The 14,117-nt window shown below is 38.9% G+C and carries 11 protein-coding genes; 6 read left to right on the forward strand and 5 right to left on the reverse strand.

The window, feature by feature from the left end; all coding sequences use genetic code 11:
* Window positions 1–2 precede the first annotated feature (2 nt).
* Both J576_RS01815 and mrcB read right to left on the reverse strand, forming a co-directional pair.
* A complete protein-coding gene (locus J576_RS01815; protein ID WP_002049196.1) occupies window positions 3–554 on the reverse strand; it encodes a tetratricopeptide repeat protein in 552 nt (183 codons plus the stop codon).
* Window positions 555–574: 20 nt separating this feature from the next.
* The gene (gene mrcB / locus J576_RS01820; protein ID WP_002049355.1) at window positions 575–2,971 is read right to left on the reverse strand and encodes a penicillin-binding protein 1B; all 2,397 of its coding nucleotides are present in this window, start codon (window positions 2,969–2,971) and stop codon (window positions 575–577) included.
* A 185-nt stretch (window positions 2,972–3,156) separates the two neighbouring features.
* On the opposite strand from mrcB, the gene J576_RS01825 reads away from it, so the two are divergent.
* Complete coding sequence (locus J576_RS01825; protein WP_002049094.1) at window positions 3,157–4,065, forward strand: NAD(+) kinase; 909 nt, start codon at window positions 3,157–3,159, stop codon at window positions 4,063–4,065.
* Entirely contained in the window at window positions 4,062–4,334 is a 273-nt protein-coding gene (locus J576_RS01830; protein ID WP_002049252.1) for a YeaC family protein, read from the forward strand. Before J576_RS01825 ends, J576_RS01830 begins: the two co-directional genes overlap by 4 nt.
* A gap of 211 nt (window positions 4,335–4,545) precedes the next feature.
* On the opposite strand, the gene J576_RS01835 is transcribed toward J576_RS01830, so the two are convergent.
* The gene (locus J576_RS01835) at window positions 4,546–5,550 is read right to left on the reverse strand and encodes a glycosyl transferase family protein (RefSeq protein WP_002049173.1); all 1,005 of its coding nucleotides are present in this window, start codon (window positions 5,548–5,550) and stop codon (window positions 4,546–4,548) included.
* A gap of 498 nt (window positions 5,551–6,048) precedes the next feature.
* On the opposite strand from J576_RS01835, the gene J576_RS01840 reads away from it, so the two are divergent.
* Both J576_RS01840 and J576_RS01845 read left to right on the forward strand, forming a co-directional pair.
* Window positions 6,049–7,404 carry a dicarboxylate/amino acid:cation symporter gene (locus J576_RS01840; RefSeq protein ID WP_002049312.1) on the forward strand — a complete coding sequence of 452 codons (1,356 nt, stop codon included), beginning with the start codon at window positions 6,049–6,051 and terminating at the stop codon, window positions 7,402–7,404.
* Between the two features lie 158 nt (window positions 7,405–7,562).
* Window positions 7,563–8,708: an acyl-CoA dehydrogenase family protein gene (locus tag J576_RS01845; RefSeq protein WP_033855470.1), complete on the forward strand. Its 1,146-nt coding sequence runs from the start codon at window positions 7,563–7,565 to the stop codon at window positions 8,706–8,708.
* Window positions 8,709–8,758: 50 nt separating this feature from the next.
* Here J576_RS01845 and J576_RS01850 read toward each other — a convergent pair whose 3' ends face one another.
* Both J576_RS01850 and J576_RS01855 read right to left on the reverse strand, forming a co-directional pair.
* Complete coding sequence (locus tag J576_RS01850) at window positions 8,759–9,382, reverse strand: hypothetical protein (protein WP_002049128.1); 624 nt, start codon at window positions 9,380–9,382, stop codon at window positions 8,759–8,761.
* 108 nt (window positions 9,383–9,490) lie between these two features.
* Complete coding sequence (locus J576_RS01855) at window positions 9,491–10,435, reverse strand: alpha/beta hydrolase (RefSeq protein ID WP_002049259.1); 945 nt, start codon at window positions 10,433–10,435, stop codon at window positions 9,491–9,493.
* Window positions 10,436–10,620: 185 nt separating this feature from the next.
* Between J576_RS01855 and pheA the strand changes: the two genes are divergently transcribed.
* Together pheA and J576_RS01865 are read left to right on the forward strand one after the other, a co-directional pair.
* The gene (gene pheA, locus J576_RS01860; protein ID WP_002049199.1) at window positions 10,621–11,730 is read left to right on the forward strand and encodes a prephenate dehydratase; all 1,110 of its coding nucleotides are present in this window, start codon (window positions 10,621–10,623) and stop codon (window positions 11,728–11,730) included.
* Window positions 11,731–11,838: 108 nt separating this feature from the next.
* Window positions 11,839–14,085: a bifunctional prephenate dehydrogenase/3-phosphoshikimate 1-carboxyvinyltransferase gene (locus tag J576_RS01865; protein WP_002049075.1), complete on the forward strand. Its 2,247-nt coding sequence runs from the start codon at window positions 11,839–11,841 to the stop codon at window positions 14,083–14,085.
* Window positions 14,086–14,117: the final 32 nt, after the last annotated feature.

The following is a 14,117-nucleotide window of genomic DNA, read 5'->3' on the forward strand; positions in this document are numbered from 1 at the left end:
AGCTAGAGCGCTTTTAATGCTTGCTGAGCTTCCTGAACAGTTTTTGGGTTATTACGTTGTTGACCCGCTTTTAAAATGGTTAGCCAAAGCTGTTTTTTCATCGCTTGGCTCTGAGCAAAGCTTAAACCACGTCTTGCAAGAGACTCAGCATTAGCATATTGCTGTTTATGATTTGCAGTCAGTGCAAGAAATAAATAAGTCTCGGCAGCCTGTGGAGCTAAACGCTGGGCTTGAAGGGCGTAGCGCTCTGCATCTGACCATTGCTGGTTTTTGTAAGCTTGCTCAGTTTTTTGCATTAAAGTTTTAAAAGCTGGTAACTGGCTTCCATCATCATTAAAGCGTTGGGGCTTTTTCTGCTGAGGAACAATCACCTGTAAACTTTTACGTTGAATATCTGGATGATCATAGGGTGTAATTTTTACACCAGATGGTGTCTCAGCATTCTTTTTTTCAGTAACAGGTGGTGTTTTGTCTTTTGGAGCTGAATGATCTGGTAAAGTTGTACAGCCGACCATAAGTACAGCACCAATATAAAAAACACCTTTCTTTAACATATCCTGTTTCCTGTTAATGCTTAGTTGTTATAACTACCACTAGAAATCACTCGTGTGTTATTCGACAGATCTTGTTCCATCTGGCTTTCACTCTCACGAATATAGCTATCGCTATTATCCGGTTGAGAAGCTGGTGCTGTGTTATCACTTTGTGGTGCGTATGTTGGATCAACTTGATAATACGGTGCTCCACATGGCGTAGCACGATGCGGAACCGTATGTGTCAGCATAGGGATATACATCGCGCCAGCACAAGCTTGTGCTGATAAATCACCTGTTGCATGGTCAATCCATTGCCACTGTACCGTGTCTGGCTGACGTAGATTTACTGGTGTTTGACGTAATTGTTTCATCACATTAATCCACACTGGTAATGCACCAGATGAACCTGTTAAGCCAGTTACTTTGTTGTCATCTAGACCTAACCATACTACAGCGACATGGTTCCCCGAATAACCAGCAAACCATGAGTCACGTGTATCGTTAGTTGTACCTGATTTACCAGCCAATTTTAAAGTAGGAGGTAAGCTGTTATACGCTGCGCGGCCCGTACCTGATGACATGACCTGTTGTAGGCCATAGTTCATGATATAGCCAACCGAAGGGTCAATGGTTTGTTGTACGTTTAAACCATAACGATCAAGTAAACGGCCATTTGCATCTACCACAGAACGAATCGCACGAGTTGGATATTTGAAGCCACCTGTAGCGAAGTTTTCATAAATACCGAGTACTTCCATTGGTGACATATTAACTGCACCAAGGAAAATAGATGGGTAGGCTGGAATTGGTGATTCAACACCAAATTTTCTTAAGTTGTTGGTAAATGTAGATAACCCAAATTCTTGACCTAGACGAACTGCAGATAGATTGTAAGAGTTTGCTAAGGCTTCACTTAAACTTACAACGCCATGACCACCGCCACTATAGTTTTTCGGTGTCCAACTTTTACCGCCATCTACCGGAATGCTAATAGGAGCATCTTCGATCTTACTTGCCCAGTTATAACGTCCAGACTCAATTGCACTTAAATAAATCACTGGCTTCAATAAAGAACCGACTTGACGTTTTGCATCTAAAGCACGGTTAAAGCCAGTAAAATCTTGAGTTGAGCCAACGGCTGCAATCAACTCACCGTTTTCAGGATGTGCAATCAGTACCGCACCTTGCAAGTTTTTCAAGCGGGCAGGATTGCTTTGAGTCAGACGTTCTACAGAAGCTTTAAACGCATCTTGAACCTGAGTTTGTGCAATTGGATCCAAGGTCGTAAAAATACGTAATCCTTGATTAGTTAAATCGCTTTCTTGATATTCGGTACGTAACTGACGGCGCACAATATCTAGGAAATCAGGGAATTTTGCAGGACCTAAGCTTGGCTTGCTGAGAACACCTAAAGGACGTGCAATTTCAGTTTCATATTCGGCTTGAGTTAAATAACCCATTACACGCATGTTATTCAATACTGTATCGCGACGATTTTTTGCTCCTTCAGGGTTTTTCCAAGGGTTATATAACGATGGCCCTTGAACTAAACCGACTAAATAAGCTTGTTGCGCGACATTAAGTTCACGAAGTGGTAAACCAAAATAAAACTGCGAAGCCAAGCCATAACCATTAATTGAATAGTTACCATTTTGGCCTAAATTTACTTCATTTAAATAAGCTTCTAAAATTTCATCTTTGCTGTAATGAAGCTCAATAAGTAAAGCCATTAATGCTTCATTAACTTTACGCTTTAATGTACGTTCAGGGGTTAGATAGAAATTTTTGACTAACTGTTGTGTCAGGGTTGAACCACCTTGGCGACGTCCTCCAGTGACATTACTTACCAAAGCACGTGCTGTACCACGAATTGAAATACCGTGGTGATGGTAGAAATTACGGTCTTCTGTAGAAATTAAAGCTTCAATGAGTGGTTTAGGAACATTATTGAGTTTGATCAGAACACGGTCTTCATTATGCTGAGGATAGATCCCCCCAATCAGTAAAGGTTCTAAACGAGCCACACCTGTTGAAGAAGGTTTTGTACTGCGTACCTCTGCAACTTGGTCATTTGCAAAGCTAAGTTCTAAAACTTGTTCCGGTTCTACGCTATCACCATAGTCAAAACCGCGTGTATGTACATACATGTTGCTGCCTTGAGCAACGAAGGTTCCAGACTTGTCATAATTACTTGAAGTTTTGTAACCTAATAATTTTAATTCTTGGGTAAAATTTGCTTGAGTAATGGGTGCATTATTATAAATTTCCAAAGGCCGAGCGAACACTTTGGCAGGAATGTCCCAGCGCTGTCCTTCAAATTTTTCACGGATAATATTATCTAAACGAATCAGATAGATACTAAGAGCAATAAAAGCACCAATCACCAATATGGAAAAAATTAGCGCGAAGAAACCGATACCACGTTCAAACTTCATATAAATGAGATAAAACCCTAAACAATACGTTAATGATGCGATAGCTTGTCATCAATTTGCAATGATAAAACTGTGAATAAATGGAAAACTTAGATTGAATTTTACAGCATCTTGTTGTTATGTTTTTTTAAATTAATCAGGTTAATGTTATGATAGCGTAGAATCGCAGCGGAGCTTACTCATTCGTGCAAATTTCACATAAGTCCTTCAGAAACGTCGGGTTAATTGGTCGACCGGATAAATCATCAGTTGTAGAAACACTATGTTTAATTCATGACCATTTGCTAAGTTTAGGCCTAAACCCCATTTTTGATCAGGAAACTGCCGAATTAGTGCCCTATGATCATGCACAAGTTGTTAGTCGTCACTTATTAGGTGAAGTTGCTGATCTGGTGATTGTAGTAGGTGGAGATGGTTCTTTACTTCATGCAGCTAGAGCTTTAGTTCGCTACAATACACCTGTCATTGGTATTAACCGTGGGCGTTTAGGATTTTTAACTGATATTAAGCCTGCGGAAGCTATTTTTAAACTTGATCAGGTATTACAAGGTCATTTCCAACTTGATCGCCGTTTCTTGCTTGAAATGGAAGTACGGACCAATGGTGAAGTCATTTATGATGCAATTGCTTTAAATGACGTTGTACTACACTCAGGTAAGTCGGTACATATGATTGACTTTGAACTTAATATTGATGGTCAATATGTTTACCGTCAGCATAGTGATGGTTTAATTGTTTCGACCCCGACAGGATCAACTGCTTATGCATTGTCAGGTGGTGGTCCAATTTTACATCCGAGTATGGATGCTATTGCATTAGTTCCTATGCACCCCCATACATTATCTTCACGCCCGATCGTAGTTGGTGGGCAAAGTGAAATTAAAATCGTCATTCGCGAAAATCGGGTATTACCGATGGTGAGTGCAGATGGGCAACATAGTGTATCGCTCAATGTTGGTGACAGTTTGCACATCCGCAAACACCCATTTAAATTAAGTTTATTACACCCACCAGGTTATGATTTCTATATGGCTTGTCGTACCAAACTGGGTTGGAACCAAGATTTTGAATCTTTTCAAAGAGATGAATCATGAATATTGAACAAATGCTATCTGTTTTAAACCCTGAAATTGTAGAGCGTTTAAAAACAGCAGTAGAAATTGGTAAATGGCCAAATGGTATTGTTTTAACGAAAGAGCAGCGCGAAACATGTATGCAAGCTGTGATTGCTTGGGAGTTAAAGAACTTACCAGAAGAACAGCGTAGCGGTTATATTGACCGTGGTACAAAAGAAGAGGGTGAGGTTTGTGAAGATGATCATCACAAGCATGAGCCTGAATTTAAACCGATTCGTTTTGTTTAAAACCGTATTTTAAAACAAAAGAATAAATCCTAGTTAGCATTTGCTATCGCGTCGGCGACATGGATGTCGCCAGTTGAGCAACAGTACATGGAAGTACTGTTTGCTCAACAAAAGATTTTTGTTACTTTTCATCTTTGAAAAGTAAGTATTGCCTATATGTAGCCATATAAGAAAAACATGCTATAGAAGGCTGTATGATCTTATATCAGTTTTATTGGCTTGAATTACGTGTTTCCCATAACACTTTTGCTTTTTGCATTGCTTCCTCAAAACTAGAAACAACGCCCATGGTATATAAAGCAATACCCATAGTTTCTGTTACGGCCATTTCCCCATATTCATGATTTTGCTTTCCAAGCCAGACCGCTTTAAAGGTTGCTAAATCTAACTCTTCTTCAATTGGACTACGTTCAGGCGTAAGCTTTGGCAACTCATGCTCATAGAGTTCACCATTTTTAATACCGCAAATGAGAGTTTTAGCATCGGGGTTTCGTTCAAATTCACCGCCTTCACCTTTAATGACTGCACTATTTTGATAGCCTAAGCGAAGTGCGCTATGCTGATGGGAAGTTCTATACGCGGGATGGAATATGGCTTGCAAGGTGGCCTTAGCGTTAAAAGGATTAATGAGACGGGCTAACGTATGAATAGGTGAGCGTAAACCCATGACATTTCGTAAAGAAATTAAATCACTTAAAACAGGTGAAATCACATCTAGCGGTAAGTAAGCAAAATTCTGTTCGGCCAATTGTGTGCGGACTTCTTGTTCAGAATGGCAAATTTTATAATCTAAATATTGCAAAACTTGTTCGGTATAGACCCGGTTAATCGTATGTCCAGAAGCGCCATGCATGACGATTTTATAGCCGTGGTGAGCAAGAGTAAGAGCTGCTAATAAAAACCAAGGGTAATGTTTCCGCTTGCCTGCATAAGATGACCAGTCCAAGTCCACATCTAAAGGTTGAAAATTAAGTTGGTCTTTGGTGGCTTGTACAAAGCCTGCAAGCTCATCAATGGACTCTTCTTTAACACGTAGCAGCATTAAAAAAGCACCCAACTGAACATCAAGAACTTCACCTTTTAAAATCATGGTAAAAGCCTGATAGGCCTCTTCATAACTTAGTGAGCGAGAGCCGGTTTTCCCCTTACCTAAAATACGGACATATTGAGCAAAGGGATGTTCAGCATCTTTATAGATATTACGTTTAGTATTCATGGCAATTCAAAACAGTAAAAATAAGGGGGAGACAGCTCAAAATGAAATGTCTACAAGGACTTATCAATATGACATAAAAAACTGCTGAAAAAATATCAAAAGTGTTTCTCATACTAAAGTCTTAAGGCTGCATGAGTGTTTTTTGTGCGTATTAGCCAAAATTTTAACCGAATTGCTATTTAATTCGAGTAAACTTTCACGTGCTTTTTTGAGCACTCATATCATAATTTTATGTGATTCTCCTATATCTTCAGCTTTTTATTGGAAAAGTAAGAGGTTATTTCTGGCTACTCAAAGTGGTTGGAAACTTCAGGTATTCTCCTGTTTTAGAAAACTGTATTTCGTTTTCATTGAGGTAGTAGGAAGGTTTTTTGTTCCCAAAAAACCGTTTCCCTTTTGCGGTGTTTATGTGAAAGGTTAGGGCTGTGTATTCGTAAAGAATAGACGTTTCATTTTGATATTTCCAACGGACTTGGAAATATAGATTGAAGTAAAGTTATGGCTAAAAAACCGATTTATAAATCACTTTATTTTCAAGTGATTATTGCGATTATTGCGGGTGTTCTGGTTGGGCATTTCTCACCAAGTACAACGCAAATAGTGAATGGTGTTGAACACCATATTCCAGGTTTAGGTGAGCAACTCAAGCCATTAGGTGATGCTTTTATTCGTTTGATTAAAATGATCATCGCACCTGTTATTTTCTGTACAGTGGTCAGTGGTATCGCTGGTATGGAAAGTATGAAGTCAGTGGGTAAAACTGGCGGTGTTGCGTTGTTATACTTCGAGATCGTTTCAACAATCGCACTTCTGATTGGCCTTGTGGTGATTAACATTGCAAAGCCAGGCGTAGGAATGAATATTGATCCTGCGACTCTGGACACTTCAGGTATCCAAAAATACGTCACTTCTGGTGAATCACAATCTACCGTTGATTTCTTAATGCATATCATCCCAGATACAGTAGTGGGTGCATTTGCAAATGGTGAAATCTTACAGGTCCTTCTTTTTGCCATTCTATTTGGCTTTGCACTGCATAAGCTAGGTGATGCAGGACGTCCAGTTTTAAAGTTAATTGATCAAATTGCTCATGTGTTCTTTAACATTGTAAATATGATCATGAAGCTTGCTCCATTAGGTGCATTCGGGGCAATGGCGTTTACTATCGGTAAATATGGTGTGGGTTCACTGGTACAGTTGGGCCAGCTCATCCTCTGTTTCTACATTACCTGTTTATTATTTATTTTCTTAGTATTAGGAACCATCAGCCGTTTGAGTGGATTTAGCATTCTTAAAATGGTGCGTTTGATTCGTGAAGAACTTTTAATTGTACTTGGTACATCTTCTTCTGAGTCAGTTCTACCACGTATGCTACGTAAGCTTGAAATCGCAGGTTGTGAAAAGTCTGTGGTTGGTTTAGTCATCCCAACAGGTTATTCATTTAACCTCGATGGTACTTCAATTTATTTGACCATGGCTGCAATCTTTATTGCTCAGGCAACAAATACACAGCTTGATATCCAGCATCAAATTACTTTGCTATTGGTACTTTTAATTTCATCTAAAGGTGCGGCGGGTGTAACGGGTTCTGGTTTTATTGTTATGGCTGCAACTTTATCTGCTGTTGGTCATATACCAGTTGCAGGTTTGGCATTGATTTTAGGTATTGACCGTTTCATGTCAGAAGCTCGTGCTTTAACGAACCTTGTTGGTAACTCTTTAGCAACGATTGTGGTTGCGAAATGGGTTGGTGCATTAGATAAAGATAAACTAAATGATGCACTGAATAATCCCGATGAAGTAGATAGAAAAATGCTTGAGCAAAAAAGTGTAATTGCTGAGGCATCTCACTAATCATTTATCGTAATAAAAAGGAGGCTAAGCTTCCTTTTTTATTGGCTGACTGAAAAGTACAGTTTAAATGAGCAGCTATGCCATGACAGTAACTAAAAAAATGATTAGCATGCACAGCAATGAGATTCGATAAAACAATAAAGCCGAAGGAAAATATTATGTTGGCATATGATGCAGATTTAGAATTATTCCGTGATAATTTTAAACGTTTTATGAATGAGCATATTGCTCCACATTACGACCAATGGGAACGTGAAGGAATTATGCCGCGTTCAGTGTGGAATCAACTGGGCGAAAATGGCTTTTTATGTGTGGATGTCCCAGAAGAATATGGCGGTTATGGGGTTCCAACTTACTATTCATTAATGTTAGTTGAAGAGTCTGCTCGAGCTGGTTTTTGTGCATTATCAACTGCTATTTCATGTCACTCTGAAATTGCTGCACCTTATATTTTACATATTGGTACAGAAGAGCAAAAACAATATTGGTTGCCGAAAATGGTAACTGGTGAAGTAGTTGGGGCAATTGGTATGACTGAACCGGGTGCTGGTTCAGACTTACAATCAATGCGTACGAGCGCCATTTTGCAAGATGACCATTATTTACTAAATGGATCAAAAACATTTATTTCAAATGGTCAACATGCTGACCTTGTGGTGCTTGCAGTAAAAACCGATCCTCAAGCGCGTGCGAAAGGGGTATCGTTATTATTGGCAGATACACATTTGGATGGCTTTAAGAAAGGTACCAACCTCGACAAAATCGGTTTACATTCTCAAGATACTTCTGAGCTATTTTTTGACAATGTTAAGGTTCCTAAAAACCAGTTACTCGGTCAAGCTGGACAAGGTTTTGCTTATTTAATGCAAGAGTTACCACGTGAACGTACCGCTATTGCATCTACCGCAATTGGAGCTATTCGTGGTGCAATTGATTTAGCAACGGCTTATGTAAAAGAACGTCATGCATTTGGCCAGCCTATTTCTCAATTCCAAAATACGCGTTTTGTTTTAGCTCAAGCAAAAATTGATGAGCTTGCTACGGCTGCTTTTTACGAGAGAAACGTTGCTCTATATCAAGAAGATAAGCTAGATGTGGAAACAGCAGCCGCACTTAAAAGTTTTAGTACGGATATGCAAATGAAAGTAGCTGACAACTTGCTGCAACTTTTTGGTGGTTATGGTTATATGACTGAATATCCAATTTCACGTTTCTTTGTAGATGCTCGTATTCAGCGTATTTACGGTGGTACAAATGAAATTATGAAAGAAATCGTAGCGCGTGGCTTAATTGGTAAAGCCTAATTAAATAGTTTTAAAAAAAGCCTACCTTTGAGTAGGCTTTTTTATATTACCTATTTGTTAGTTCGATAAATGACAGGATAGTCTTGTTGCTTGGGTAACTTGTGTAAGGCCTGATTGATCTTTATTAAAAATGCATCGGCTTCATCTTGACGAAAAGAGTCTTCGGTATATTTGCTACGTTTTTGATTGATGCCACAACCCGTTATTTCCATATTTTCAGGATTAAATGACCAGTCATTTGGATTCTTTAAGTTAATGTCTAAATCACTTTCACAGCTTTTCCATAAATGTAAAAACTCATTTGATAATTCTGTTTTAAATCCTCGTGCTGGATAGACCGAGAAGCCTTTCATTTCGGGATTAGAAAATTGTATAAACATATCTACTGGCATACCTCCCCAAATGATTGCTGTATTTTCTGGTAATGTAATGCCTGATAAATTTTTTTCTTTTAAAGCATGTGTTTGTTCAAATTTCTGTCTGAAATTTTGCGATTGATAGGTCAGCTTGGTTTGAGGTGGGATTGGAATACCACGAATTTGATTACTGACAGTCGTCATATAGTACGGAGAATTATCAGTACCATTGCAACCTGCAATTATTGGACAACCGCCGCAAGCCGTTAAACTAAAAGTTGTAAAACCCAATAGGCTTAAAACAATAATTTTATTCATTCTATTTTACTGTTGTTATGACATATTGGGTCAGTATAACCAATCCATGCATTAAGAGGACTATCTTTAAGAACAACGAAATAATCAGCTTTAAATGTAATTATGTTTTTACTTGGCTGGCTGATGTAAGGGTCCATCAAATAAAGATTTACAGCTTTCTAAATTTTGACAAGAAGCAAACATAAGTGCTTTAGGTAAGCTCGCATACAAATTTGTAATATGTTGTTCGGCAGGGTTATAAAAATGCCAATAACTAAATTCGTTTGAACGTTTATTTTCTAAAGCTTTAAAAAAGTCTGCTTCATTAAGCGTATTATTCAGTTGAGTAAGAGGGCCACCTTGTTCATGTGTACCGACTGTGGTCATGAGTAAAGGGAAATGATTTAGTTTTTGACTTTGCCAATGTTCTAACTGTTGAAATAACATGCCTTGATCAAACCACAAAGAAGGACTTGCAGCGAAGTAACGCTGAAATGCATTTGGCTTTTGAAAAAAATGATAAAGCACAAACAAGCCTCCAAAAGAGTGCCCATAGAGGCTTTGTTGCTGGCTGTTAACCGGAAAATGTTTTGCAATTTCAGGTTTGAGTTCGTTATTTAAAAAGGCAATGAACTGATCAGCACCACCATATTTATATTTACCGTGTGCTTGAAATTGGGCAGAAGGTTCTGGTGTGTAATCATAAGCACGCTTTTGCACATCAAAGGTTTTTTGATGTGGATAACCAACAGCTACAATCATGAGCGGATCTAAACCTAATTTAGTCGAACCTGCTCCAATTGACTGAGCAATATTGGCAGCACTAGGGAAAGTTGCATTTCCATCTAATATATAAAGTACAGGGTAACCATGTTGGGGCGGGGCCACAGGCGGTTTATAAATTTGAATTAGATATTCATGACCTGTATTTTTAGATTTGATTTGGAATTGTGCCTGATTATTTTGAAAAACGATTTTTGATTGATCTTTTATTGAAGGTTGAGCCAAAACAGGCGTACTTATTAAAGTTCCCAAGAGAAAACTACAAGATAAAAAGAAAAATGGTTTAAGCATAATAAAGTTAAGTAAATGTTATAAGTAAAATAATAAATGAAAATCATTATCAAATAAAGTAATCTTATTGACAGGTTTGAGAGTGATTAACGAAAAAAGCCGGTACACCGATATTGCCTAACAAATCAAAGCCGACTATTGTTATACTCTCGTTTAAAAGATGATTTTTCTGAGGCTGCATTCCAATGATCAACGATGATCAAAACAAAACGACTTCTCTTAGTTTAGAACAAATTCGCGAAGATATTGATAGCGTAGATCAACAGATTCAAGAGTTATTAAATCGCCGCGCAAGCCTTGCTGAAGCTGTTGCTAAAGCTAAATTTGCTTCCGAAGAGAATCCTTTGTTTTATCGTCCTGAACGTGAAGCACAAGTATTACGCAAAGTTATGGAACGCAATCAGGGACCTTTATCTGATGTAACCATGGCGCGTCTGTTCCGTGAAATTATGTCTGCTTGCCTTGCTTTAGAAGCTCCGCAAAGCATTGCATTCTTAGGACCTGAAGGTACTTTTACGCAATCTGCTGTACTTAAACATTTTGGTAAAGATGCAGTTGTCCGTCCATTACCAACTATTGATGAAGTGTTCCGTGAAGTAGAAGCGGGTAGTGCACATTATGGTGTAGTTCCAGTTGAAAACTCATCTGAAGGTATTGTGAACCACACACTAGATTGCTTTAAAACATCGAATTTAAATGTGATTGGTGAAGTTGAATTGCGTATTCATCATCAATTCCTGGTTTCTGAAAATACGCGTAAAGACAGCATTAAACAGATTTATGCGCACCAGCAAACTTTGGCGCAATGCCGTCAGTGGTTAGACGCGCATTATCCAGGTGTTGAACGTGTTGCCTTAAACTCAAATGCAGAAGCTGCACGCCGTATTCGCAACGAATGGCACTCAGCAGCAATTGCATCTGATATTGCAGCAGGTATGTATAATCTTGAAATCTTGCATAGCAATATTGAAGATAATCCGGAAAATACCACTCGTTTCTTAGTGATTGGCCGTGAAAAAATTCCACAAAGTGGTAATGACAAAACATCGTTATTAATTTCAGCACATGATCGTGCAGGTGCTTTATTAGAAATTTTAGCGCCGTTTGCAAAACATAATATTAGCTTAACGAGTATTGAGACCCGTCCAGCATTACCTGAAAAATGGGCTTATGTATTCTTTATCGATTTAGAAGGTCATATCGATCAAGAAAACGTTGCTGCTGCAATCAATGATATCCGTCCAATGGTAAAAGAGCTTCGTATTTTAGGTTCTTATCCTGCTGCTGTTCTTTAATTACTTACGTTGGAATAATGACATATATCCAAAGGAATATGTCATTAAGCTTAAAAAACAAATTGCTCAAAGATTTAAATAACTTTGAGCAAAAGCAAAGTTGAAGTTATGTCACAACCCCTATTTAAAAAAGTTGCATTTATTGGTTTAGGACTCATTGGGTCGAGTTTGGCTCGCGTTATTGTTGCAGAAAAGTTGGCGACAACTATTGTGGCATCTACACGCTCACAGAAAACTTTAGAAGATGCAAAATCACTTGGTTTAATACAAGAAGGATTTTCCGATCCTGTAGAGGCCGTGAGAGGGGCGGATTTAATTGTTTTAGCCTTACCTGTACGTGCTACACAAAAAGTGCTTGAGCAAATTAAACCTTATTTGTCAGAAACCACAATTTTGACCGATGTGGGAAGTACAAAAGGTAATGTGGTTGATGCAGCAAAAGCTGTATTTGGTGAAAATTTACCAACAGGTTTTGTACCGGGGCATCCTATTGCAGGTAGTGAACACACGGGTGTTCATGCAGGTAAGGTCGATCTCTTTGCAAATCATAAAGTGATTTTAACGCCGTTACCAACAAGTGCAGAATGGGCTGTTGATAAACTGATTCAACTTTGGTCAGCTGCTAAAGCTGAAGTTATTTGTATGGATGTTGCCAAGCATGATGAGGTTTTGGCACATACGAGCCATTTACCGCATTTAATGGCATTTAATCTAGTCGAGCAACTTGCAAACCGTGAAGATAACTTGGATATTTTCCGTTATGCGGCTGGTGGTTTCCGTGACTTTTCACGAATTGCAGCAAGTGATCCTCAAATGTGGCATGACATTTTCTTTGCCAATAAAACCGCTATCTTAAATGCAGTAGATGGCTTCGAAAAGCAACTTACCGTACTTAGAAAATTGATTGAAAACGAAGATTCTCATGCATTAATGGGTTTACTCGGCCATGCTCAGGCAGCACGCCAACATTTCAATCATATGTTAGCCAAAAAACCTTTAATGGAGAAAAATAAGGTGACACAGCAATTCAGTATCTTACCGGGAAATAAGGCATTTAAAGGTAAATTTACCGTACCGGGTGACAAATCTGTGTCACATCGCTCCATTATGTTTGGTGCTATTGCCGAAGGCACCACCCATGTAACTGGCTTCTTGGAAGGTGAAGATGCTCTAGCAACTTTACAAGCTTTTCGTGATATGGGTGTAAGCATCGAAGGCCCTAAAAATGGTGAAGTGACCATTCATGGCGTGGGTATGCATGGCTTAAAAGCACCAGCAAGTGCATTGTATATGGGTAACTCTGGTACAAGCATGCGTTTGCTTTCAGGTATGCTTTCTGCACAAAAGTTTGATTCTGTTATGACAGGTGATGCATCACTTTCTAAACGTCCAATGGAGCGTATTGCTAAACCCTTACGTTTAATGGGTGCGCAAATTCAAACAACAGGCGAGAAAGGTACACCACCTGTAAGTATTACTGGTGGTCAGCAATTAAAAGGTATTCAATACGATTTACCTATGGCATCTGCTCAAGTGAAGTCTGGTATTTTACTTGCTGGTTTATGGGCTGAAGGTGAAACTTCGGTAACTGAGCCAGAACCAACACGCGATCATACAGAGCGTATGCTTCGTGCATTTGGCTATGATGTTAAAACTGAAGGTAATAAAATCTCACTCGTTGGTGGTGGAAAATTAGTAGGTACTAATATTCAAGTACCATCTGATATTTCATCTGCTGCTTTCTTTATGGTGGGTGCTGCAATTACTGAAGGAGCAGACGTTGTTCTGGAAGCTGTAGGTATTAACCCAACACGTACGGGTGTAATTGAAATTTTAAAACAGATGGGTGCTGACCTGACTGTTGAAAATGAACGTATTGCTGGTGGCGAACCTATTGCTGATATTCATATTAAAGGTTCACGTACCCTTAAAGGTATTCATATGCCTGAAGATCAAGTGCCTTTGGCAATTGATGAATTCCCAGCATTATTTATTGCAGCGGCTTGTGCTGAAGGTCAAACAGTACTCACAGGTGCGGCAGAGCTTCGTGTGAAAGAATCTGACCGTATTCAAGTTATGGCAGATGGTTTAAAAATCATGGGTATTGACTGCACACCAACTGAAGATGGCATCATTATCGAAGGAAAAGGCAAATCTGGCGATTGGTCACCAATCTTTGCTGGCGGTGAAATCGAATCGCACCATGACCATCGTATTGCTATGAGTTTTAGTATGGCAGGGCTTCGTACTTCTGGTCCGATTACAATTCATGGTACTGAAACTGTTGCTACAAGTTTCCCAACATTTACTGAGTTGGCGAATCGTGCAGGTTTAACGATTGAAGTTAGCCAATAACTTTTGACCTAATACATTTTATAATTGCTAAC

Source organism: Acinetobacter sp. 766875 (assembly GCF_000582055.1).
GTDB lineage: Bacteria > Pseudomonadota > Gammaproteobacteria > Pseudomonadales > Moraxellaceae > Acinetobacter > Acinetobacter nosocomialis.